Origin of the sequence: Halovenus carboxidivorans (assembly GCF_009831575.1) — an archaeon.
In the GTDB taxonomy this organism is placed as follows: Archaea; Halobacteriota; Halobacteria; order Halobacteriales; family Haloarculaceae; genus Halovenus; species Halovenus carboxidivorans.
In genome coordinates, this window is the sequence record NZ_WUUT01000008.1 from 20833 (window position 1) to 44695 (window position 23863).

22 protein-coding genes and 1 pseudogene are annotated in these 23863 nt (G+C 64.4%); 1 reads left to right on the top strand and 22 read right to left on the bottom strand.

Annotated features, from left to right (window positions below):
* Positions 1-67: 67 nt before the first annotated feature.
* The 12 genes from GRX03_RS15800 to GRX03_RS15855 form a co-directional block, all read right to left on the bottom strand.
* Positions 68-757 carry a metallophosphoesterase family protein gene (locus GRX03_RS15800; protein WP_159765445.1) on the bottom strand — a complete coding sequence of 230 codons (690 nt, stop codon included), beginning with the start codon at positions 755-757 and terminating at the stop codon, positions 68-70.
* A 140-nt stretch (positions 758-897) separates the two neighbouring features.
* Positions 898-3087, bottom strand: a complete 2190-nt coding sequence (gene ppk1 / locus GRX03_RS15805) for a polyphosphate kinase 1 (protein ID WP_159765343.1) — start codon at positions 3085-3087, stop codon at positions 898-900.
* Positions 3088-3547: 460 nt separating this feature from the next.
* Positions 3548-4492: an oxidoreductase gene (locus GRX03_RS15810; protein ID WP_159765345.1), complete on the bottom strand. Its 945-nt coding sequence runs from the start codon at positions 4490-4492 to the stop codon at positions 3548-3550.
* 44 nt (positions 4493-4536) lie between these two features.
* Positions 4537-5673 carry a glycosyltransferase family 4 protein gene (locus GRX03_RS15815; RefSeq protein ID WP_159765347.1) on the bottom strand — a complete coding sequence of 379 codons (1137 nt, stop codon included), beginning with the start codon at positions 5671-5673 and terminating at the stop codon, positions 4537-4539.
* Between the two features lie 50 nt (positions 5674-5723).
* Positions 5724-6641: a glucosyl-dolichyl phosphate glucuronosyltransferase gene (aglG, locus tag GRX03_RS15820; RefSeq protein WP_159765349.1), complete on the bottom strand. Its 918-nt coding sequence runs from the start codon at positions 6639-6641 to the stop codon at positions 5724-5726.
* Between the two features lie 258 nt (positions 6642-6899).
* Positions 6900-7673 carry a nucleotidyltransferase family protein gene (locus GRX03_RS15825; protein ID WP_159765351.1) on the bottom strand — a complete coding sequence of 258 codons (774 nt, stop codon included), beginning with the start codon at positions 7671-7673 and terminating at the stop codon, positions 6900-6902.
* Complete coding sequence (trxA, locus tag GRX03_RS15830; protein ID WP_159765353.1) at positions 7673-8101, bottom strand: thioredoxin; 429 nt, start codon at positions 8099-8101, stop codon at positions 7673-7675. The genes GRX03_RS15825 and trxA overlap by 1 nt, the downstream gene beginning before the upstream one ends.
* A 54-nt stretch (positions 8102-8155) precedes the next feature.
* Positions 8156-8851 carry a V-type ATP synthase subunit D gene (locus tag GRX03_RS15835; RefSeq protein ID WP_159765355.1) on the bottom strand — a complete coding sequence of 232 codons (696 nt, stop codon included), beginning with the start codon at positions 8849-8851 and terminating at the stop codon, positions 8156-8158.
* Between the two features lie 58 nt (positions 8852-8909).
* Positions 8910-11129: a PAS domain S-box protein gene (locus GRX03_RS15840; RefSeq protein ID WP_159765357.1), complete on the bottom strand. Its 2220-nt coding sequence runs from the start codon at positions 11127-11129 to the stop codon at positions 8910-8912.
* Positions 11130-11204: 75 nt separating this feature from the next.
* Positions 11205-11402, bottom strand: coding sequence for a hypothetical protein (locus GRX03_RS15845; RefSeq protein ID WP_159765359.1), 198 nt, complete (start codon positions 11400-11402; stop codon positions 11205-11207).
* Positions 11403-11462: 60 nt separating this feature from the next.
* A complete protein-coding gene (locus GRX03_RS15850; RefSeq protein ID WP_159765361.1) occupies positions 11463-12263 on the bottom strand; it encodes an HAD-IIA family hydrolase in 801 nt (266 codons plus the stop codon).
* 46 nt (positions 12264-12309) lie between these two features.
* Entirely contained in the window at positions 12310-13653 is a 1344-nt protein-coding gene (locus GRX03_RS15855; protein WP_159765363.1) for an MFS transporter, read from the bottom strand.
* A gap of 253 nt (positions 13654-13906) precedes the next feature.
* On the opposite strand from GRX03_RS15855, the gene GRX03_RS15860 reads away from it, so the two are divergent.
* Entirely contained in the window at positions 13907-14905 is a 999-nt protein-coding gene (locus tag GRX03_RS15860) for a metallophosphoesterase family protein (RefSeq protein ID WP_159765365.1), read from the top strand.
* Here GRX03_RS15860 and GRX03_RS15865 read toward each other — a convergent pair.
* From GRX03_RS15865 to GRX03_RS15910, 10 genes and pseudogenes are all read right to left on the bottom strand, one after another.
* Entirely contained in the window at positions 14891-15529 is a 639-nt protein-coding gene (locus GRX03_RS15865; protein ID WP_159765367.1) for a hypothetical protein, read from the bottom strand. The two genes, GRX03_RS15860 and GRX03_RS15865, sit on opposite strands and share 15 nt — an antisense overlap.
* A 45-nt stretch (positions 15530-15574) precedes the next feature.
* Entirely contained in the window at positions 15575-17389 is a 1815-nt protein-coding gene (locus tag GRX03_RS15870) for a Na(+)/H(+) antiporter subunit D (protein ID WP_201289271.1), read from the bottom strand.
* Positions 17386-19038 carry a proton-conducting transporter transmembrane domain-containing protein gene (locus GRX03_RS15875; protein ID WP_159765371.1) on the bottom strand — a complete coding sequence of 551 codons (1653 nt, stop codon included), beginning with the start codon at positions 19036-19038 and terminating at the stop codon, positions 17386-17388. The genes GRX03_RS15870 and GRX03_RS15875 overlap by 4 nt, the downstream gene beginning before the upstream one ends.
* Entirely contained in the window at positions 19035-20639 is a 1605-nt protein-coding gene (locus GRX03_RS15880) for a proton-conducting transporter transmembrane domain-containing protein (protein ID WP_159765373.1), read from the bottom strand. Before GRX03_RS15880 ends, GRX03_RS15875 begins: the two co-directional genes overlap by 4 nt.
* On the bottom strand, positions 20632-20991 hold the full coding sequence (locus GRX03_RS15885) for a cation:proton antiporter subunit C (protein ID WP_159765375.1): 360 nt from the start codon (positions 20989-20991) through the stop codon (positions 20632-20634). The genes GRX03_RS15880 and GRX03_RS15885 overlap by 8 nt, the downstream gene beginning before the upstream one ends.
* The gene (locus tag GRX03_RS15890; protein ID WP_159765377.1) at positions 20984-21475 is read right to left on the bottom strand and encodes an MnhB domain-containing protein; all 492 of its coding nucleotides are present in this window, start codon (positions 21473-21475) and stop codon (positions 20984-20986) included. Before GRX03_RS15890 ends, GRX03_RS15885 begins: the two co-directional genes overlap by 8 nt.
* Positions 21468-22007 (bottom strand): DUF4040 domain-containing protein, encoded by a 540-nt coding sequence (locus tag GRX03_RS15895; protein ID WP_368278593.1) that lies wholly within the window; start codon positions 22005-22007, stop codon positions 21468-21470. The genes GRX03_RS15890 and GRX03_RS15895 overlap by 8 nt, the downstream gene beginning before the upstream one ends.
* Positions 22008-22150: 143 nt before the next feature.
* A pseudogene (gene mnhG / locus GRX03_RS15900) lies at positions 22151-22465 on the bottom strand (monovalent cation/H(+) antiporter subunit G); the annotation flags it as partial.
* Positions 22462-22758, bottom strand: a complete 297-nt coding sequence (locus GRX03_RS15905) for a cation:proton antiporter (RefSeq protein WP_159765379.1) — start codon at positions 22756-22758, stop codon at positions 22462-22464. The gene GRX03_RS15905 and the pseudogene mnhG, both read right to left, overlap by 4 nt.
* The gene (locus tag GRX03_RS15910; protein WP_368278584.1) at positions 22755-23837 is read right to left on the bottom strand and encodes a monovalent cation/H+ antiporter subunit E; all 1083 of its coding nucleotides are present in this window, start codon (positions 23835-23837) and stop codon (positions 22755-22757) included. The genes GRX03_RS15905 and GRX03_RS15910 overlap by 4 nt, the downstream gene beginning before the upstream one ends.
* Between the last annotated feature and the right edge of the window lie 26 nt (positions 23838-23863).

The following is a 23863-nucleotide window of genomic DNA, read 5'->3' on the forward strand; positions in this document are numbered from 1 at the left end:
GTGTCGTGGGAGAGAGCAGCGGGACAAGACGGTTACGGGAGAAGCGTGTGCCGGAACGGTGGCACGGTCACTCCGGAGAAACGTCGAGAATCTTGTCGGACGACCGCTGCTGGTAGGTCGCCTCGGCCGGGACGGAGGCCACGTCGCCGGACCGGAGGTCGTACGCAGTTAGTGAACCGCCGTAAACACACCCGGTATCGAGACCGACCGCGTGCTCGGAGACGAACGGCGAGCCGAGAACGGTGTGGCCGAAGCAGATCCGTCGGGGACCGTCGTACTGCTGGAACCAGAACGGCCCGTCGTACCCGTTCGACGGCGGTACGGAGCGCATCTCTAACAGATCGTCCGGGGAGTGTGCACGAAGCGGCCGGGTCGGGTCGACGCCGCCGTGGACGACCATCGCGTCGCCAACGGTGACGACCAGCGGGAACGATGCGACGGCGTCTTCGATCCCCGCGAACGGGTCGGTGTCGATCCGCTCGTGGATGATCTTCGCCTCGTTGTTCCCGCGGACGCTCACGGCGTTCTCTCGTTGGTGGACGAACTCGACGACGGCGGTGCTGTCCGGTCCTTTCCGGACCAGATCACCGACGAAGAGCACGAGGTCGTCCGCGCTCGGGTCGAGTCGCGCCCACAGCGTCCGCAGTTCGTCGATACAGCCGTGGACGTCACCGACAACGTAGATCCCGTCGTACTGATCTGGATCGAACCGCCGGTGGAGGGCCTCGACGGAGTCACTAAACTCGGGCGGACTCATTTGCGGTGATGGCTGTTGGTTCGCTGCGGACTGGCCGGCCGCGTTCGACGCCGAGGACGGATTCTGGTGGCTCACAGTGGGACAAGCAGTCGTTCGTATATGACTGCTGCTAGTTCTGCTACGAACGGATATATAGACGATCAGCGTCGATCGAGTGCCTGCTCGGCCTCCTCCATGAGTCGCGTCTGGGCGTTTCGCGGCTGTTCGTCGCCGGGACTGCGCTGTGTGTAGCTCCCGTCCGGGTTCAGTTCCCAGGCTTTGGTGTTGTCGGAGAGGTTGAGATCCAGGACGTGGCGGATCCGAGCCCGTAGCTCGGGGTCGTGGATCGGGACGGCCGCCTCGACGCGGTTGTCCAGGTTGCGCTCCATCCAGTCGGCGGAACCGATGTAAAACTCCTCGTCACCGCCGTTCCGGAAGTAGTAGATCCGGGAGTGTTCGAGGAATCGGTTGACGATACTCACGACGCTGATGTTCTCGCTGATACCCGCCAACCCCGGCCGGAGTCGACAGATGTCCCTGACGACGAGATCTATCTCGACGCCGGCCTGAGACGCGCGGTAGAGTTCTTCGACGATTTCGGGATCTTCGAGGCGGTTCATCTTCGCGGCAATGCGGGCCGGTTCACCCGCCCGGGCGTGCTCCGCCTCCCGGCGGATCGCTTCGACGAACCGTTCGCGCATGTTTCCGGGAGCGATGAGCAGTTCGCGGTACTCGTCGTGTACCGAGTTGCCGGTGAAGTAGTTGAACAGTTGGACGAGATCCTGGCCGATGTCGCGGTTGGCGGTGAACAGCCCCAGATCCTCGTAGCGCTTTGCCGTCTCCGAGTGGTAGTTTCCGGTGCCGATGTGTGAGTACAGTTCGACGCCGTCGTCCTCCTCCCGGACGACGAGAGCGGTCTTGGTGTGGGTCTTGTACCCGATCGTGCCGTAGGCGACGTGGATTCCTTCCTCTTCGAGTCGCTGGGCCCATTCGAGGTTGTTCTCCTCGTCGAATCGGGCCTTCAACTCGACCATCACGGCGACCTGTTTGCCGTTTTCCGCCGCGTCGATCAGCCGCTGGATCACCTCCGAATCGCTCGCTGTCCGGTAGATCGCCGCCTTGATCGCGAGCACGTCGGGATCGGTCGCGGCCTCGTCGAGGAATCGCTGCACCGTGGTGTTAAACGAGTGATAGGGGTGGTGAACGAGGATGTCGTCCTCGCGGATCTCCTCGAAGATGGAGCGACCGGTTGCGTCGCGGCCGTCGCCGAGACGAGGGTGTGGTTTCGGGGTCCACTCCGGGAGTTTCAACTCCGGGCGGTCGATGTCGGTTAGCGTCATGAAATCCGAGAAATCCAGCGGGCCGGGGAGCCTGAACACCTCTGCCGGCCCGATGTCCAGATTCTCCAGAAGGGGTTCGAGCATCTGATCGGACATGCCGGCCTCGACCTCGAGTCGGACGACGGTCGCGAACCGTCGCTGTTCGATCACCTCCTCGGCCAGTTGTAACAGATCCTCAGCGACCTCCTCGTTGCGACGGACCTCGGCGTTCCGGGTGACACGAAACGTCGCGTCCTCGAGGATCTGCGCGTTCGGGAAGATCTGATCGAGGTTGGCCCGGACGAGTTCCTCCAGGAGAATGTACCTGGTCTGCTCGCCGATCTGAACGAATCGGGGCCTGTTTTTCGGCATCTTGATCCGCGAGAAGGTCACGTCGTCGTCGCCGGGGTGTTTCGCCAGTACACCGAGGGACAGCGAGAGATTCGAGATGTGCGGGAACGGTTTCGCCGAGTCGATTGTCAGCGGCGTCAGCGTCGGGAGAATCGAGTCCTCGAAGTAGGCGTCCACCTCAGTCTGCTCTGGCGGGGTGAGTTCGTCGTACGAACAGATTTCGATGCCCGCGGCGTCGAGTGCCTCGCCCAAGCCGTTGCGGTAACACTCGACCTGCCGTTCGAGCATCGGCCGCGCCTCCGCGAGCACCTCCTCCCAGTGTTCGTCGGGCCGACGGCCGTCCGGCGTCCGTTCGGTCACCGACGCCGCACGCTGTTGTTTCAGTCCACCGACGCGTTTCATGAAGAACTCGTCCATATTCTCGGTGAAAATCGCGAGAAATTTGACCCGTTCGAGCAACGGGTTCTCCTCGTCGATTGCCTCCTGGAGCACCCGTCTGTTGAACGCGAGTTTGCTCAGTTCTCGGCTCAGATAATACTCTGAGTCGGACAGATCGACCGCCTCGTCCTGTTCGTGCCACTCACAGCCGGTGTTTCCGCCGTTTATGTGGGCGACTAGCTGTGCTCTCGTCTCGAAACACTGCTCACAACTCGGACACTGATACGCGTTTCCTGAATTCATCTGTCGAACTCTGGAGCCGATCTGGCTCTGTACGAGAGTGCGACTGTCGTTTAAAAAAGCGCTCCTATGAGGGATATGTACAGGTACGTACGGATTATTGCCGACTGTATGTTTTGTATTTCGGGTTTATCTTGGAAGGTATGGATGTAACGGAGCCGTCGTCTGTGCGATGTACTGGAGTGTACTCGGCGGTTCGTCAGTCGGGGCGGCGGTCGTTCTGAACGCTGTCCCCCCGCAGCTCGGACACTCTGTGTGAAATGCCGTCACTGTGTCTTCACAAGCGAGACAGGTGTACCGTCGGACCGAAGCAGGGCGTTCGAAGCTCATAACGTGGAATGTCAGTGGTGCCGTTCCGTTCGGGGATCCGACCCCGAGTGAACACAGTCGACGCCCCGCAAGAAGGTTTTATAATAGGTGTCCGTACGTCACGGCACCGGCCCGTTCGGCTTGGTATCTGTCTTCACAGGTCGTATTCGACGCCGGTCAGCTCCTCGGAGACCGTCCAGAGTCGCTGGGCGCTCGATTCGTCGTAGGATCGGTCGCTCGATTCCTGGAGTTCTGGGGTGCCTCGCATGTTTGCGAACCCGCCCGGACCGACGTACTCGCCGCCGGTGATCTCGGAGTGGGTCGCGGCGTAGAGCATCGGCAACGCGCCCGCTTGTGCCGACTGGGCGAGCACCGCGTTTGCGACTTTCATCATCGCCAGCCGGAGCCGGGATCCCGCCATCTCCGGGCCGCGTTTCTGGAGGTTCGTCGCGGCGTAGCCCGGATGACAGGCCGTGCTCACGACGTCGCCCTCGTCGTCGAGCCGTCTGTCCAGTTCGTACGCGAACAGCAGGTTCGCGAGTTTGCTCTGGGCGTACGCTTCCCACTTGTCGTAGGACTGCTCGTGCTGGAGGTCGTCGAAGTCGATCCGTCCGCGCTCGTGGACGCCGCTGCTGTGGGTGACGATTCTGCTCTCGCCGCTGGTCGAGCGGAGCAACCCGAGCAGTCGGCCGGTCAGCGCGAAGTGACTGAGGTGGTTGACGCCGAACTGCATCTCGAAGCCGTCGTCGGTCTCCCGGCGGGGAATCGCCATCACCCCCGCGTTGTTACAGAGGACGTCGAGGGAGTCGTACGCCGCTGTGAACTCCTCTGCGAACGAGCGGATCGAATCGAGGTCCGCCAGGTCGAGTTCCCGGACAGACAGCGACGCCGCCGGAAACGCCTCGCGAATCGATTCGCGGGCCGACTCGCCGCGGTCCGTACTCCGGCAGGCCATCACGACGTGGGCACCCTTCTCGGCGAATGCCTTCGTCGCTTCGTAGCCCAGTCCGGAGTTCGCACCCGTGACCAGCACCGTCTTGCCAGACTGATCCGGCATCGATGATTTCGTCCAGCCGTCAGTGGAGAAAAGTGATCGCATACACGTCAGTCGGGGCGGGACGGTATAAAATCCGCTGGTCGCGGTCAGTCCGGGTCGAGGATGGTCCGCCACCGCCGGACTGCCGCCTCGAAACTGTACTCCTCTGTAATCGTCTCCCGGCAGGTCTGACTGATCTCCGCGAGATCCTCACGGTCGAGAATCCCCTCGATTTCGGCGGCGATTGCCGCGCCGCGCTCGTCGTCCATCAGAAAGCCGGTCTCGCCCTCCCGGACGACATCCGGGACCCCCGAGACGGGTGTCGCGTAGGCTGGCGTCCCACACGCCATCCCCTCCAGGATCGCGGTCGGCAGTCCCTCGGTCGGGTGTGACGGAACGACCTGGAGCCGAAACCGGTTCAGTTGCTCGGGGACGTCCTCGCGGTCGACCCAGCCGACCACCTCGACGGACCCGGCCTCGATCTCCTCGGCCAGTTCCCGTTCGAGCTGCTCCCTGTACGAGCCGTCGCCGACGAATACGAAGGTGATCTCGTCTGGTAACCGCCTGGCCGCCTCGGCCAGCTCCGGAATCCGCTTCTCCACGTCGAGTCGACCGACGAAGCCGACGACCTGTTCGCGTTGCTCGAAGGGGCGGTGCACGTCGAACTGCTCGGTGTCGACGAACCGTGCGCCGTTGGCGTACAGGCGTCTGGCGTCCCGGCTCAGTCCCAACTGCTCGGCCATCGCCGGCGTGTAGCTCACGACGCCGTCGGCCAGCCGATAGCCCGCGCGTTCGAGCGCGGCGACGAGGCCGGCGAGCAACCGGGGGAGCGGACTCGGTAGCTGTTCCTCCCAGCGCAGGCGCAGCGACAGCGGCACGTCACCCCGCGGGAGGACGAGCACGCGCTTGCCGAGCAACCGAGCACAGACGACCGGGAGCAGGTACGAGGTCGTCCCGAAAAACAGGACAGTCCCCTCCTCACGACGGGCGATGGCCAGACACAGCCGGAGCTGGTTCAGCGCGAACCGGACCGCTTCGACGAGGACACGTTCGCCAGTGCCGGCGCTGCTGAACTCGACGATCTCGTGATCCGACCGAATCGGCGCGTCCGCCGGGAGATTGGCCGTCAGCACCGTGACGGTCGTGATCTCTGCGATGATATCCGCCAGGTCGTGCGCGTGGTCTTTCGAGACGCGGCTTCGCTGTGGCTGGGTGATTAAACAGGCGCCACGGTCGTCACTCATTTTTTTCACATTTCGTCCCCGGTGGTTTGAATGCATCGGGGAAGTCGGGGTTACGACCGAATGATACCGAACAGGTATCCGAGCCCGACACAGGCCGTCAGTACGGAGAGCATCACGAGTTGCTGGACCCCTTCGCTTGACGGCTGTCGAGACAGTTCTTGGAGCCGCCGAGGTATTGACTCGGTCACCAGATGTGAGAGAAATTCCTGCTCGTCGGTGGTCTCAATAGCGACCCTGTTTGTTTCAAGAGTTCGCTTTGAGTAGCCCTGCCAGAACGCCCGCCGACACAGCCACGTCACCCTCGTTCGATACTGAAATACTTTGTGTGCGACGACGGCATCCGGCTGGTATAACATCCCCTTTCCGAAGGCCCGCCGCATTCTGAGTGCGAGTTCTGTCTCGTCGGCTTGGATCTGACTCTCCGCGGTCAACCCGACCTCCTCGTTGAACCCACCAATCTCCTCAAACACCACGGATCGAAACGACATGTTCGATCCGAAGGTGTTTCGTACCTCGCTCCAGGGTTCGCGTAACGCCTCGTAATCAACGCCGACGAGCCAAAAGAACTCTTCCGGAAGATGTGGTGGTCGCGTGGCCATCCACTCAGGGATCATCCGTCCTCCGACTGCGATCGCATTGGTCTCCTCGTACCCCCGGACGAGCTGTGCTATCCAGTCTGGCTCGGCGACGGCGTCGTCGTCAAGAAATGCGACCACCTCACCCGTCGCTTGACGAACTCCCTGCGTTCGACTATACGACAGACCTCGATTCTCGTTGTTCGTCACGATCTGTACTTCGTTCAAATCCCCGAACATTTCTCTTACTTTTCGATCCACCTGTTCATTCCCGTCGATGACAAGTACAACTTCAACCGGATCGTATGTCTGATTCAGTACGCTCCGGACCGCGGCAATAAAATCATCGAGCCGGTCCAGCGAGTACGTACAGATTATAACAGATACTTTCATTATTCGTGCTCCATCTCTCATCATCGAGTCGTTCAGAGATCTCTCTGTAGTGATCTCTTCTCGATCTAATCGATTCTCTGTATTTATAAACATTCGCACTGGGCCCGCTGCCAGTCCAACTCGTAGTAGCGGTTAGTTCCGTTTGAAGATAACGTCGTAGCTGAATTCGAATCAGGCCCGAGGTTAAGATAGAGGGTTTTTGTCGATAATTTGGCCGTCGGTCGTATACTCTTGATATTGGCACCGCTTCGCTGTTAGTTATTCACAATTAAATTTCTCTGTCAGCAAGGTGGCTGCGCAAAAACCGTCTGTTGCGCGGTCGTCGCTGTCGGTCAGCCGTCCGGCGACAAGATCCCGGTCCGCCGGGGTATTGACGTTGTAACACCGGCCGTCGAGATCGACCGTCTCCAGCGGCCAGCTGGCGGACAACAGCAGATCGATCGCGTCGGTGAGTTCGTACTCGCCGGTCTCGTTCGGGGTCAGGAGGTGGGCGGCGTGGAGGATCTTCGGAGAGAAGGCATAACAGCCCCGCGGCACCAGCCGAGAGGGCGGGTTCTGTGGCTTCTCGACGATCCCGGTAATCTCGCCGTCGGTTAGCTCGAAGACCGCCCCTTTTCCGGCGTCGTCTTCGGTGACTTCCTCGACGAGCGCCGTCACGGCGGCGTCGGTCTCGGCGTGTCGCTGTACGAGGTCGTCGGTGTTCGCCCGGACCACGTTGTCGCCGTTCAGCCAGACGAAATCCGTCTCGATTTCGCTCTCGGCGGCGAGCAGCGCATCCGCTAGTCCGTCCCGGGACTGTTGGGTCACGTAGCTGATCGGCGTGCCCTCGAAGGACCCGCCGTAGTGCTCGCGGATCTGGTCGCCCCGGTAGCCGATTACGACGATCAGCTCGCGCACGTCGAGTGCGGTCAGCGTCTCGAAGACGTGTGTGAGAAGCGGTTTGCCGGCGACCTCGACGAGGCCTTTCGGTTTCTCGGCCGTCAGCGGCCGCATGCGGGTGCCCTGGCCCGCGGCCGGAACGACCCCCTGCATCAGGCCGCCCGCTGGAGGAGCTGCTCCAGGGTCGCCCGATCCTGTGCGCCGACGACTCGCTCGACCGGCTCTCCGCCCGCGAAGACGACGAGCGTCGGCACCCCCTGTGCGCCGAGTTGCTGTGCGAGTCGCTGGTGGCGATCCACGTCGACTTTCGCGACGGCCGCCTCGCTCTCTGCCGCGAGCGATTCGATCGTCGGCTCCATCATCTGACACGGTCCACACCAGTCCGCGTAGCAATCGACCAGTACGAGGTCGTGCGTCGACGTGACCTCCTCGAAGTGAGAGTGGCTCTCGATTTCGATGGGTGTCCTCGGACTGTCCGCCGAGCCCGTCTCGGCTTGCTCGGCGGCCTGTCGCCGTTTGAGTCGCTCGCGTTTCCGCTCCCGGATTCGCTGGAGTTCGTCCCGCTCGTCGCTGTCGCTCATGGGAGAACGTACGGCGCGGATTCTGTAAAACGTGACGACGGGCCGCGTCGGGAGTCAGTCGTCCGCGGAGACGCGCTCTTTCTCGGCCTCGGCCTCTCGCTCCTGCTCGCGTTCGGCCTTTTCCTCCTCTTCTTTCTTGGCTTTGATCTTCTTCAGGCGGAAGATCTCCTCTCGTTCCTGCTCTTCGAGTTTCTGCTCGATGTACTCCTGGTTCTCGCGAAGCTCCGGGAGCAGTTTGAACTCCAGGGCGTTGACGCGGCGTTTCGTCGTTTCGATCTCGTTGAGCATCTTCTTCATCGCCGTCTCGACCTCGGCGGCGAGGATGATCTGGTCGATGAGTTCCTCGTAGGCGTCGGCCGCCTCGTCGATCCGGGCGCTCGTGCCGAGCACGCCGTAGCCGCGTTCCTGGAGGTTTTTCTGGACCTTGGTGGACTCGATCTGGGGGACGACGACGCCCATGATGTTTTTGGACTGGGTCGTGATTTCCGGGTGTTCCTTCAGCGCGGAGGCCGCACCGCGGACGGCCACGTCACCCTCCGTCGCGCGGGCGATGTCGATGGCGCGCTGGGCTTGCTGGTATTTCTCTTCGAGATCCTCCCGGACATCCTGTGCCTGATCGAGAATATCCATGAACTCCATGATCAGGCCGTCACGCTTCTTTTCGAGCGTATCGTGCCCACGCTCGGAGAGTTCGATGCGTTCCTCGATCTGCATCAGATTCTTCCGGGTGGGTTTGACATCGTCGGCCATTTGCTCCCTTCTACAGAGCGTAGCCAGTTAACCGTTTCCGAACAGGCTCATCCGAGCCCTACTCCGACAGCGAGGAGACGCCGGTAATCTCGAAACGAGCGCCGCCCGCATCGCCCTCCGCGACCCCGACTTCCCAGCCGTGCGCGTCCGCGACGCGGGCGACGATGCTCAGGCCGAATCCAGTCCCGTCCTCGGTCGCCGAATGCCCCGACTCGAACACCTCCTCGCGTTCCTCGGGGTCGATACCGGGACCGTCGTCCTCGACGTAGAAGCCATCCGGCAGTTCGGCGACGGTCACGGCCACGTCCTCGCCGCCGTGTTCGACCGCGTTCCGGAACAGGTTCGCGAGCAACTGCCGGAACCGGTTCCGGTCGGCGGTCAGCGTCCGTTCGACTTCGACCGAAAGCGTCGCCTCCGCCGTGTCGACGGTCTGCCAGCACGCCCGACAGCTCTCTGCGAGGTCGATCTCCTCGGTATCGAGCGCCCGACCGCCCTCGCGAGCGAGTTCCAGAAGTTCCTCGATCAACACGTCCATCCGTTCGTGCGCCTGCGCGATGTTGTCGAGGTACTCGCTTTTCGGCTCCTCCTTGGCCAGTTCGAGCCAGCTGTTCGCGACCTGAAGCGGATTGCGGAGGTCGTGGCTGACGACGCTTGCGAACTCCTCCAGCCGCTCGTTCTGGCGTTCGAGTTCGCGTTCGCGGCGCTCTCGCTCGGTCACGTCGGTCGTCAGCCCGATCATCCGCTGCTGGTCGGCCGAGCGGACGAACCCGGTCGCTTCGACCCACCGGGTCTGGTCGTCGGCCTGATTCGTCCGGTAGACGACGTCGAACTCGCCGTCGCCGGAAACCGCGTCGGCACTCACCTCCCGAATCCGCTCGGCGTCAGAGGGGTGGACGGCCTGCTCCAGAAAGTCACCGACGGTCGTTATCTCCTCCTCACCGAGGCCGAACAGCCGCCGGGACGGCCCCAGTCGTGTCGTGATCTCCCCGGTCCCCAGATCGACCGCCCAGACGACAGAATCGGTCGTCTCCAGCGCAAACTCGACGTGGTCTCGGATCTGTTCGAGTGTCTGTTCGCGTTCCAGACGAGCCAGCGCCGTTTCGACGTGCTGGACGAGCAGGCGGGCGAGTTCGAGGTCCTGCTGGTCGAACGCCGCTGGCTGTCTGTCGATCACCTGAAAGACGCCGTAGCCGCTGATCGGGACGCTGAGAGCGGAGCGGATGAGATCTGACTGGGGCTGTGCGGCGTCTTCCTCTCGAACGTCGTCGATGACGTAACACTCGTCGTTCCGGTAGGTCTTTCCGGCGATCCCCTCGTCTACGGGCATCTTCGTGCGCTCGTTGATCGGTGACGCATCCGACAGCGCCCGAGCGGTCAGGTAGCCGTCTTCCTCGGTGGCGATGGCGACCTGATCGAAGTCGAGGATCCCCCGTGCGGCCTCGACTGTCCGCTCGTAAATCGCCTCGCGGGTCGAACAGCGCGTCAGTTCGTCGACGATGTCGTGCAGGTCGGCGATGGCTTCGGTCCGCGAGCGGCGTTTCGTGATGTCCTGAAACTGTGAGTAGATCGCAACGACGTCGCCGTCGTCGTCGGTCACGGCCCTGTTGTGCCACTCGCAGGTGATCCGCTCGCCGTCCTTCCGGAGGTTCTGGTTGACGCTGTGAAATCCCTCCGCGCTCTCACGGAGCCGGTCGATCACCCCCGCCACGTCCGTCTGCTCGCTCTCCGGGACGATGGTCTCCCAGGACCGGCCGACCAGTTCGGATTCGGAGTAGCCGAGAATCTCCTCCGCGGCCGGGTTGACGCGAACCGCCTCGAAGGCGCGGTTCCACTCGATGACGCCGAGCGGTGACTGCTCGATAAACAGCGAGAGCCGTCGCTGGCTCTCTGCGGCCGACCGAACGTGACGGCACTGGTCGACGGCGTCGCGGATCCCTGCCGCGAGACTGTCGGGACCTCCCCCCTGTCTGGGGACGTACTCGGTGACGCCCGCGGAGATGGCCTCGCTCGCGAGTTCCTCCGAGCCGTCTGCGTACAGGACGACCGGAAACGCCGGACGATCCGTTCTGACCTCCCGGAGCGCATCGATCCCGGTCGACTCGGGGAGGGCGTACTCGGAGACGAGACAGTCGAAGTTCGCGGCGTCGAGTCTGTCGAGGGCGTCAGTCGCCCGGTCCACGGTCTCGACCCGCAAAGAATCGGAGGTACGTTCGAGTGTGTCGGCGACGGTCTCCGCGCGGCCAAGATACAACACGTCGATCCCGTCGGGAGTCTCCATTCTCTCTGTTCGGCCTTCGAAATCAGCGCTAATAAAGACACTGCGCAGTATCGGGAAAAATAATCGTTCCGGACGTTAGCTGTCGCCTGACTGCCGTCGGTAGTACAGCTGTGAGCCCCAGTAGACGGCTCCACCGAGCAGGAGCAGATCGAACAGCCGCTGGTCGGGTCCGCCCGCGGAGACGAACCCGAAGGCCCACACGGCGAGGATGGCCACCATCAGCACGCCGAAGCCGTTTCTCGCCGCTCGCATCACCGGGTCGTGATCGGCCATTACCACGACCTACAGGGCCGCTGCATAAACAGACACCGCCTCGGTTACGACGGGCCCGGCCTATCGACTGGCCGCGGCATCCGCGAGAACGGTGTCGATGTCACCGAGGCTGTCGATCACGTAGTCGGGATCGATATCACTGGCGGCGATGTCCTCGCGGTCCGAGACGCCCGAGAGGACGAGAACGGTCGTCATCCCGGCCCGCTCGCCCAGCCTGAGGTCGGTGTCGAGACGGTCCCCGACGACGAGGCACTCCTCCGGGTCGACGCTGAGTCTGTCCAGCGCCGCCTGTTGTGCAGTCTCGGATGGTTTTCCGAGGATCGCGTCCGGGTCACGGCCGAGAACCGCAGCGACCGATCCGATGATCGCCCCCGATCCCGGGACCACGGTCCCGCCCTCCATCGGGAAGGTCCGGTCGGGATCGGTGCCGAGAAACGGGGTGTCCTCGTCGGCGGCGGCCAGCGCGTCCCGCATGTCCCCGAAATCGAACTCCGAGGTCCAGGAGGCGACGAGGACGTCCGCCTCCGTCGGTTCGTCCGTGACCGCGAGCGAGGCCGCCCGGAACTGCTCGCGGAGGCCGTCCGCGCCGATACAGAACACCTGCTCGTCGGGGTGGTGATCGACCAGATACTCCGTCGTGACGACGCCAGACGAACACGCCTGGCAGTCCGAGACGTCCAAGCCGAGGTCGGTCAGCCGGTCGATGTAATCGGCACCGTCTTTCAGCGGATTGTTCGAGAAGAAGAGGATATTCAGCCCCGCGCTCCGGAGCGCGTCGAGTCCGTCTGCCGTTCCCGCACAGAGATCACCACCCCGGTACACCGTTCCATCCAGATCGACAATCGCCCCGCGGAGTGTCATTGGTCACACAACGGCCGGGGACAAGATAACGTCGGCGGTCGGGCCCTCATCGATACGCCTCGAACTCCCGCCCGAAGGCCAAGAAGTAGAGCGTGCCGACCCCGGCGATGACCGTCGCAACTCCGAAGGCGAGCGGTTCGCTCCCGGCAAAAGAGACGCCGAGTCGGTCGAGGCTGAACCCGCCGTAGATCGCTCCGCCGATCCCCGCGCTGGGGATGACGACGACGTTTCTGACGAGATAGTACGATCCGGCGACGCGCCCGCCGCTGTCTCGTTCCGCCGGGCCGACGATCAGCGCCTTGTGTGCCGGAAGCCCCGCGAACCGAAGCCCCGAATACGCGAACAACAGCGCGACGACTCCGGCGTTTGCGGGGGCGCTAATCAACAGGATCGGAAAGAGGGCGTACACGGAAAACCCGAAGGCGACGACGGGCTTCAGCCCGACAGATTCGGCCAGTCTCGCGGCCACCGGCATCGAGACGAGCGCGACCAGCATCTCGACCGCTAGCAAAACGCCGAAAAACACCTCCGGCGAGAGCGAGAGCGGACCCCACACCAGTCCCACGTTCAGAAACTCGGTGACGACGATGACGAAGAAGACGTAGACCATCCCGTTGCCGAATCTGACGAGCGTATCGGCGACCAGTAGCGGTCGCATCTCCTCCGGGAGCGCTCGGAGGTCCGCGAGAATCTCTCCGAACCCCTCGAAGGATTTGCCGAGCGTGCTGTCTTCGGGTTCGTACAGGTAGTGTTGTGTCGCGGTCGCAACGAGCGCGAAGGCGACGCCGATTGCGAGCACGAACTGGAATCCGACGGTAAAATCGGCAGCGACCGCGAGGACGACGGCGGCGAGCAGCGGACCGATCAGGAAGGCGGTCCGGCGAAACAGTTCCGTGCTGGCGAACCCGCGGGCGAGTCTGGAGGGCGGGACGGCCTGTTTGACGATCGCGAAGGTCGCACCCAGTCCGAACGATTTCCAGGCCTGTGCGAGAAAGAGCCCGACGAAAATCCAGAACCACGGCTCGATCGTCGCTCCGAGCACCGATACCGTGCCGAGGGCCGGTGCGAACAGCCAGACCGCGAACCCCGCCGTCGAGCAGAGTCCGAACAGCGTCAGCGCGAACCGCGAGCCGATCCGATCGGAGAGCCTCCCACCGGGGTAGGGGTAGGCCGCACCGATGATGTTCCCCACCGTTCCGAACAGCCCGATTGCGAACGAACTCGCCCCCAGAACGCGTAGGTACTGCGGGATGTAGCGGTTCGTCATCTGGAAACTGAGACTGAACGCGAACATCGCGACCGAGAGAACCAACACGTCGCGCTCGAAGGAGAGAAACTGCCGGAACGGATCGAGCAGCGCGCCTGACTCGTCTGGTTGCTCAGTGCTCATACTGTTCGATCACCGGACCAGTGGGATCATAGGTCAGTTCTCGACGGGGACTACCAAACCGTTTGGGACTCCAGTGCCCGGCCGGGAGCGATGTGGCCGGCCCCGTCAGTGCCGAATCGATTCGGACGGATCGAAAATACTGCTATGTGATCTCTGTACCGGAGGGGAACACTCTGATTGGCTCCGGAGCACATCCGATCCGGACGACGACCTATTATAAACGCTCTTTGGGATCACCGGTGGCGTTCCGATAATGTCACGGCGCCCGACCCACGGACACCCAGAGGAAGCCGTCGACGCCCTGCCGACCATGGGTGATTCCTGCGAACTCGCCCAGTTCGACCGACCCCGGGGATCACCGACGACGTTGGCCGTGATCTCCGACCCGCACCTCAGCGGGACGGCCCGCGGAACGAGCAAGATGTATCACCGGAGCAAACAGCGGTTGCAGACTGCCTTCGACGACGCCGCGTCCCGCGACGTGGACCTGACCGTCGTCGCCGGCGACCTGACCAGAGACGGCGAACGCTCCGAGTACGAACTCGCGACGGGGCTGTTTCGGTGCGGTCCGGACCCGACCGTCGCCGTCCCCGGAAATCACGACGTGGCCTACGACGGGGACCGCGGACCCGTACCGGACGGCAACGCGTTCGCGGCGTGGCGCGGCCGCGGTGCGTTCCCGCGGGTGCACTCGACCGGAGCCGTCGAACTGCTCGCACTGGACAGCACCAAGACGGACGGGACGACGAAAGTCGGCGGAGCGCTCGACACGGAGACGCGCGGCTGGCTCACGTCGCTGTCGAAGCCGTCCGGACCGCGGGTCGCCGTCTGTCACCATCCGGTCGGGCGGATTCCCGACCCTCTCGGGCGTGCACTGCCGAGCCGCTCGTATCAGTTAGCGAACTCCCGGGTGGTTGCCGACGAACTCGGTTCGGCCGGCGTCGACCTGCTGCTCTCGGGGCACGTCCACTGGCCGTACGCGACGAAGTACCGGGGACTCAACGTCGTCGGTGCGCCGAGCGTGTCTTCGTTCCCGCCGTCGTACCTCCTCGTCGACATCGGTCCGGACGGAACCACGGTTTCGATGGTCCCGGTCGCAGGAGAGTCGGGACTGATCGAGGCCTACGAGTTCGCCCTCGAAGACGAGTGTCGGGGCAAGGCGATCCGAGACGCCGTTTCGTCGGGATATTTCGACGCCTTCCCGACCCGCCGCCCCGAAGTGACACCGGATTCCGTCTCAGGCGTCCCCTGATTCGGTCCCGTCGACCGTCTTCTCGACGGTCTCCTCGACCGTTTCTTCGACAGTATCAGCGACAGTCTCCTCGACCGTTTCCTCGACAGTCTCGGCAACGGTGTCTTCGACTTTCCCTTCGACGGTCTGTTCGACCGTTTCTTCGACAGTCTCGGCGACGGTCTCCTCGACTGTTCCTTCGACTGTCTCTTCGACAGTGTCCTCTACTGTCCCCTCGACAGTTTCGGCGACGGTCTCTTCGACCGTTCCCTCGACGGTCTGCTCGACAGTTTCGGCGACTGTCTCCTCGACTTTCCCTTCGACCGTCTCGCCGACGGTCTTCTCGACAGACTCGCTGACGCTCGATTGGACCTGTTTCTCGACCGCCTCCCCGACGCTCTCGTTGACCGAGTCGTCGACCTGCTTTTCGACGCTGCGTTCGACGGTCTCCTCGACGGTCCGGGTCATCCACTCGGGGTCGAACCGTCCCATCTTCCAGCCCACGTGCAGCATATAGGAGAGAATGATCCCCACGCCGAAGGCGATTCCCGTCGCCTGGCCGACGACAGCCATCATCACGAGTGCGGTGAGAAGCAAAACTCCGTATCCAACGTCGACGGCCATATCCACTCTCGACGGATCCATACGTCATCTACTCCGGCCGACGGTTAAGCAGTTCCGAAGCCGTCCTCACAGCGCGACGAGCAACACGAGCGTCAGGACGGCCACCAGAATCGCAATCGACGTGCCGACGCCCGCGCGGATGTACAGCCGGGAGACCGCTCCGCCGTCGGCCGACAGATCCTCCCGGACGAAATCGGGCTGCAGCGTCCGCGGGAGCCGCCGGCCCACGCGGAACACGACGGTCACGGGGTTCGACCCTGCCCAGTAGCAGAGCCGGACGAACTGGACCGCGACGCGGTCGACCGCGGCGAACAGTTCGGTCGTCGCGACGATCAGCCCCCGACCGCCGTAGAAGAACACGCGGTTGTAGACGGCGTCGATGTCGGGCACGCGGCCGACGTGATGGAGCGGTCCACGGAGGATTGCGAAGCCGACGAGTCCCGCCAGCCCCAGGCCGACGCCTTCCGCGATGTGCGGGACGGTGAAGGTGTGATACTCGTAGGCCTCCGCGGGGACCGGCAGAATCTCGAACAGCAGATCCGGCACGAGACCGAAGGCGACACACAGCCCCGCGACCGAAACCATCGCCACGCTCTGACCGACGTTGGCGTCTTTGATATCTCCGGTGTACTCGCCCTCGATGAAGGCGAAGTAGCCGAGTTTGATAAACGAGAGGAACGTCCCGACACCACCGATCAACAGCAGGTACCACAGCGCTTCGAGTTCCTTCTTTTCGGCGGCACCGATGATCATCCCCTTCGAGACGAAGCCGTTGAAGCCGGGGAAGCCAGCAATCGACAGCGCCGCGATTCCGAACGTGCCCGCGGTGAGCGGCATCTTCCGGCCGAGGCCGCCGATATCGTCCAGGCTCTCCTTGCCGGTGCGGTAGATGATCACACCGACGGCCATGAACAGAAGCGCCTTGTAGAGGATGTGGTTGAAGACGTGTCCGAACGCGCCGGCGGTGGCGAGTTCGTGGTAGTACTTCCCGCTGTGGCCGATAGCCGCGCCGCCGAGACCGACGCCGGCGACCATGTAACCGACCTGTGACTGGATGTGATAGGAGAGCAGTCGGCGCATGTCCGACTGCAACAGCGCCGCGAAGGCGCCGAAGACGGCCATCGCACCGCCCATGTACGCGATCCAGAGGTGGCCGTCGGGGAACGCCCGGAACATCCCGTAGACGCCCGTCTTGGTCGTGTAGACACAGAGGAAAACGCTCGCGGCGATATGCGGCCGGGGATACGTGTCCGGAAGCCAGGCGTGCAGGCCGACGAACCCGACGTTGACGCCGATGCCGACCGCGGCCAGCGCCGCCGGGACCCCGCCGGTCAGCCCCGCGCTCGCCGTAAAGGCGACCGACCCGACCTCGACGTAGTGCCAGACGATGCCGGCGAGCAGCAGGCTTCCGCCGATACCGTGCAGGACTGCGTACCGGAAGCCGGCCCGGACCGCCGCGCCGCCGTAGTACCAGACGAGCAGCGTGCTCGTGACGGCCATCAGTTCCCAGAAGAAGATCAGCGTGAGCCAGTCGCCGGCGTAGACGGTTCCCAGTCCGGTGCCGACGTAGGACAGCGCGATTGCCGTCTGTCGGCTGTCCGCGCCGCTGGCGTAGGAGTACAGCACCGCGACGGCACCGATGAGCCCGAATATCAGCCCCATCAGCCGCGAGAACGGGTCGACGTTGTAGAGAATCGCATCGAACGCGCCGAACAGCGTCACCTGGAGGTGTGCACCTTCGGGGACGACCCACGACAGCGCCGCGACCCCGCCGGTCGCGAGCACGCCGACCGCGTGGCCGATCCGTCGCGGGAGCACCGCGGCCAGAAGCGCCGCCGCGAGCACGATCACCACCGGCGGGACGGTATCGAGCACCATCAGGCGCTCACCTCCTCCGCGACGAGTTCGATCAGTTCGAGGAAGCCGACCTCGTAGGGGATCAGCCCCAGCACGACCGCACCCGAAGCGATGAGCAGAATCGGCCCGAGCATCAGCCACGAGCCTTCCTGGCCCGTCCAGCCGACGCGCTCCCAGCCGTCGGGACCCGGACCGCCGTGATGGTGGTTATCGGCGTGGTCGCCGTCCTCGTGGCCGCCGTCGGCCGCGACGTTTTCCTCCGCCGGACCGCCGCCGAATCTACCCTCGACGAGCGGTTTCGAGTCCGCCTCGTCGTGGGACTCGAAGAAGGCGCCGTAGACGATGGGCCAGAAGTAGGCGATGTTGAGCACCCCGGAGATGAGCAGGACGACGGCGAAAATCGCCTGATCGGCCTGGACGGAGCCGATCAGGAGGAACCACTTGCTGACGAAGCCGGCAACCAGGGGGATACCCGCCATCCCCGCGGAGGCGACGGCGAAGGCGACCATCGTCAGCGGCATCCGCTTGCCGATCCCGTCCATCTCGCTGATGTAGTCGGTGTGCGTTTCGACGTGGATGAAGCCGGCACAGAAGAACAGTGTGAGTTTCATGAAGGCGTGCGCAGGGATGTGGAGCAGTCCGCCCCAGATGACGTATTTCAGCGCCTGGCTGTCCGACAGGGCCGGCCCGACGAGCGCCAGCCCGAGGACGATATAGGACAGTTGACTGACCGTCGAGTACGCCAGGCGGCGTTTCAGCCGATCCTGTCGGAGCGCGATCACGCTCGCCGCCGTCAGCGTGAACGCGGCGACGACCGCGAGCGGCAGGCCCAGCCCGAACTGTGCGATCCGCTCCGGTCCGTACACCTCCAGGACGAGCCGTGCGATGCCGAAGACGCCGCTTTTGACGACCGCGACCGCGTGCAACAGCCCCGAAACTGGCGTCGGCGCAACCATCGCGTCGGGCAGCCAGGAGTGCAACGGCATCAGCCCGGCCTTCACGCCGAACCCCGTCGCGAGCAGGGCGAAGGCTGCCTTCGCGAGCGCGGGGTCGGCGTTCGCCAACGCGGCACCGGTCTGGCCGAAGGTCGTCGATCCGGTGAGCACGAACACCAGCGCCGTCCCGGCGAGAACGAGGACGCCCCCGCCGAAGAACGTGTAGGCGACGTACTTCCGGCCCGCCGCCCGGGCCTCCGGATCCTCGTCGTGTGCGACAAGCGGGTACGTCGCCACCGACAGCAGTTCGTAGAAGACGAAAATCGTCACCAGATTCTCCGCGAAGGCGACACCGACGGCCGTCGAGAGGCTGGCGGCGAAGGCCGCGAAAAACCGCGTCTGGGCGTGTTCGTCCAGCCCGCGCATGTACCCGGTCGCGTAGAAGGCGGTGAAGATCCACAGCAGGCTGGCGAGGGTGGCGAAGATCATCCCGAGGGCGTCGGCTCGCAACGCGAACTCGATGCCGCCGACCAGGTCGCCCATCGACCAGCGGTACTCGGTGCCGTCGAGGACGCCCGGTAGCATGCTCGCGATGATCGCGAACTTCGTGACCGCGGCCACGACCGACCACGCCTCGCGGATGTTCGGCCGTCTGTGCGAGGCGATAATCAGCGCGATTGCGAGCGCCGAGGCCAGGACTGCGAGCAGCGGTCGCGGGTCAGCGACGACATCTGTCATGCTATCACCTCCGGAGCGGAGTCGACGACGGCCCGCCAGACCGGATCGAGCAGCGACGCCAGTTGTGCCCCTCCGAAGCCGAGCGCGACTGCGACGACCGCCGCAGTCACGCCGACGCCGGCCATCCCGTACGACAGCGAGCGGCCGCCGTCAGCGGCGATTGGCTCGACGTCCTGCAGGTCCACCTCTGTCGCCTCGGGCGTGAAGTACAGTTTTTCGAGAATCTGTGCGATGTACAGGAGCGACAGCACCGTGCTGGCGAAGATGACGACGACGACGGGCCAGAGATTCGCGCCGACGGCACCGACGCCGATGTACCACTTGCCGACGAATCCGACCGAGGGCGGAACACCGACGAGGCTGAGACCGAGCACGGTTAGCGACCCGGAAATGAACGGACGCCGCCGAGCGAGACCGGCGATTTCCGACAGCGTTCTGGCGCCCTCGCCGGCTGCGAGCGCACCGGCCGTCGCGAACAGACCGCCCTTGATGACCGCGTGGCCGATCAGATGGATCACGGTCCCGTAGACCGCGAACTTCGTCGCTTCCTCGGTGGCTGCGGGATGGACGGCCACACAGATCCCGAGGAAGACGAGACCGAACTGCGCGACCGAGGAGTACGCGAACGTGCGCTTGAGGCGCTGCTGCATCGCGGCGATCACGCTCCCGGCGACGACGCTCGCGCCGGCGAGCAGGAGGACCACTTCGAGCAGGCGCCGGTTCACGGCGAAGAACTCGGGGGTGAACACCAGCCAGGTGATCCGTGCGAAGGCGTAGGCCGCGGAGGTCGAAGCCAGCGCCGAGATGTAAACCGTCACCGCGTCGGGCGCTTCGGCGTAGGCGCCGGGCTGCCAGGTGTGCAGCGGGAAGATTGCGGATTTCGTCGCGAGACCGACGGCAACGAAGCCGAAGGCGGCGACGACAAGCGGTTCGGAGTACAGTGCCCCGTCGAACCACGGCGCGTCGCCGGCGAGCGAGCGTGACACGTCCACCATGTTCAACGCTCCCGTCTCCAGGAAGACGTAGCCGACGCCGATCAGGTACATCGACGCGCCGGTGGTGCCGACGACGAGATACTTCAGCGAGGCGACGGCCGCCTCGGGGCCGCGCCCGGCCGCGATCAACGCGTACGTCGCCAGTCCGACGATTTCGAGGAAGACGAACAGGTTGAACAGGTCACCGGTCAGCGCCACACCCATCAGCCCGCCGGTCATGATGAGATAGACCGTGTAGAAGGCGTTCCCGCGCGGACCTGCTCGTCGCATATACGCGAGGGCTGCGAGGGCGACTCCGGCGACCAGCACGACGACCAGCCCCGACAGCGCGTCCCCGACGAGTTCGATGCCGACGGTGAAGTTCGTCGTCTCGCCGCCGACGGTGATCGACTTGCGGCCGAACGTCTCACCGCCGAGGACGTGAACGAGACGGTCGCCACCGACGTAGATGACGTACGCGACCCAGGACGCGAGTCCCGCTTCGACAGCGAGGACGAGGGTGGCGACCCACCAGCCGACTCGCTCCCGGACGAGTCCGAGGCCGAGCGAGAGCGTCGATCCGAGCAGCGGAAGCACGATCAACAGACCGAGGAGCAGGTCACTCATCGGCACGCACCTCCCGGAGCGTCTGTTCGTCGAGTGTGCCGTACTCGGAGTAGATGCGGACCACCAGCGCGAGCGCCACCGCGGTGAGCGCGACACCGACGACGATTGCCGTCAGCACGATCACCTGCGGGAGCGGGCTCGCGTACGGGCCGCCCTCGCCGTGGATCACCGGCGAGGCGCCGCCCTCGATGTAGGCGGCCGAGACGAAAAACAGGAAGATGGCGGTCTGGAAGATGTTCAGCCCGATGACCTTCTTCACCAGATTCGAGCTAGCGATGACGATATACAGTCCAACGACGAGCAACGCGGCGAACAGTACGTAGGTGTAGCGAGTTGTGAGCAGATCAATCATCGGTAGTCACCTCCTGGTCGGGGGCCTCTGTGCCGAGTCCGGCGGCGATCACGAAAAACAGCCCGATAACGATGCCGGTAACGATGGGCGCAACGCCGAGGATCTCGACCGCTTCCAGCCCCCATTTCGCCTTGATTCCGAACGCCTTCTTGAACACCGGGAAGCCGAGGAAGTTATCCCCGTAGACCACCGGGATCAGGCCGACGGCCGCGAAGGCGGCCACTCCGCCGGAGGCGAGGAGGACGACCGTGCGGTTGCGAAGCCACTCACGGGTCGGCTCGATGCCGAACGCGAAGGCGATCATCAGGACCGTCGCGCCGGCGATTGCGCCGCCCTGGAACCCACCGCCGGCCGAGTCCGCACCGTGGAAGGTCAGAAACAGCCCGTAGGTGAGCGAGAACGGAGCCACCAGCCGGACGGTCGTCATGATGATCTGGCTCTCGACGTACGCGGAGACAGTCCGTTCGGAGTCAGCGTCACTCATTGGTGAACACCTCGCGTTTGAGTACCAGTAGCGCGGCCATCCCGGCGAGGAACACCACGGTCGCCTCGCCGAAGGTATCGAATCCACGGTAGCCCGCGAGCACGGCCGTCACGGCGTTTTCCACGCCGGTGTCTTTCGGGGCGTGTTCGAGGTAGTACTGGGTGATTGCGGGGTTGTCCCAGGCGATGCCCGGGTCACCGACGACGGGGAACTCCGTAATCGTCACCAGCAGGACGACGAGGAAGGCCCCGCAGACGAACACCGCCGGCACGTTCGGGCGTTCGAGCAGTTGGGTGTGGTCGGTACGGGCGGTCCGAGCGATTGTCAACAGCAACAGAAGCGTCGTGACGCCGGCACCGATTGCGGCCTCGGTCATCGCGACGTCGGGCGCCAACAGGAAGGCGTAAAACAGCGCCATCCCCAGGCTGTACGCCCCGGCGATGACGATCACCGCCAGGATGTCCCGCAACAGGGCCGTCGCCACGGCCGCGACGAGGACGAACACGAACAGCGCGGCCTCGAACGGCGAGATCACGCCGGCTCACCCCCGTCACCCGGTTCTGTCTCCTCCGGCGTGACATCTTCGGCCTCGGCTCCCGCCGGACCCGGTTCGCCCGGGTCGGCCGTCTCGACCGCGGCGGTTCCCTTTGCGGCGGCGAAAAGATCCCGGTCCGTGCGGTCGTCGTCGGTCGTCCAGGGCTCGATCCCCTCCTCGTGGGCCGCACGAGCGACCGCGTGTGCCGCCGTTGGGTTCGTCACGAAGATGAAAAACAACAGCAACACGGTCTTGATCGTCACCGGGGTGACTCCGAGAACGAGCGCAACGCCGGCGAGGGTAAACCCGGCACCGAGCGTGTCGGCCTGCGAGGCCGTGTGCGAGCGCGAGTAGATGTCCGGCAGCCGCAACACGCCGACCGCCGAGACGAAGGTGAAAAACAGCCCAAGCGCGACGAACAGGATCGCCCCGCCGGTCCTGACCGACTCGATCACAGCACACCACCTCGCTCGACGGTGAACTTCGAGATGGCGACGGCCATCAGGAAGTTCAACAGCGCGTAGATGAGCGCGATATCGAGCAGCGCCGACTCACCGAGCGCGGCGGCCAGCAGTGCGAGCACGACGACGGTGTTCGTGCCGAGGACGTTCACCGCGAGCACCCGATCCTGGGTCGTCGGGCCCTTGATCGCGCGGTAGAACATCGCTACCGCGAGCAGCATGAACAGCCCCGCGGCGCCGAGAAAGACGTCCTCGATCAGCGGGCTGAGCGGTGTCGCTCCCGTCATTGGTCACCCTCCGTCTCGTCGTCAGCGGTATCCTCCGGCGAGGGCTGGAGGTTCTCCGCATCGCCCCGTTCAAGCGGGCTCGCTATCGCCATCGCTTTACGCCCGTAGAAGACGAACCGAACCGCGCGTTCGAGCCCCCCGTCGAAGAGGTCCTCGCGGACCGACGGCAACAGCGTGTGAACGATCAGACTGTCGCCCTCGACCCGGACGCTCAGCGTTCCGGGCGTGAGCGTGATGCTGTTTGCGAGCACCGAGATGGGGAGACTGCCGTAGACCGCCGGCCGGATCCGCGTCAGTCGCGGCTCGATAGACCGTCTCGGGTCGAGGATGGCGGCCGTGACGGTGACGTTCGACTTGAGGATCTCCCAGAACAGGAAGGGGACGTACGGGATGTGCCGGAGCAGTCGTGCGACCGACGTGGTGTCCGGATCGCGATTGAAACTGATCTGTGACATGCTGACGGCGACGACCGTCGCGGTAACCAGTCCCGTCGCCCACTCGAACCAGTAGGTCGGATTGGCCGCGAGTATCATGTAGAACGCGAGCGAGGTGAGGAAGACTGCGGCGAAGCGAAGCGGCGAACTCCGGGTCAGAAGCGGCCCCCGGCGGATCTGTCTCGTAACCGGTGCCGTCTCGTAGCTGACACCGAGTTCCCGGAGTTCACTCTCCAGCGGACGCAGCAGCGGCGCGCCGACGCCGGGATCGTACTCCGGATCGAGAACGAGGCCGTCGAACTCCGCCTGACGGAGTTCGTCCGCGAGCGCCCGAGCGACATCCTCCGGGCTAAACAGGTACTGATCCAGCCCGACGTGGCTCGTCTCGACCGTCAACAGGTCGGCGTCGTCGCCGGCGTCTTCCGCCGCCCAGATCTCGGCGCGGTCGAGGAGTTCCTCCGCCGCCCCGAGGTCGCGGTCGCGGTCCGCGGCGGGGACGTCCTCGCTGGTCGCGTCCGGAGCGTGGACGAACGCGAACCGAACCGTGCCCCCGCCGTCTTCGAGCGCGCGAGAAACGGCGTACTCGACCGTCTGTCGGAGCGTCTCTGTCTCCGAGACGGGGACGAGCAGTCGTTCACCCGACACCGTTGTACCCCCATTGGCCGCCGGAT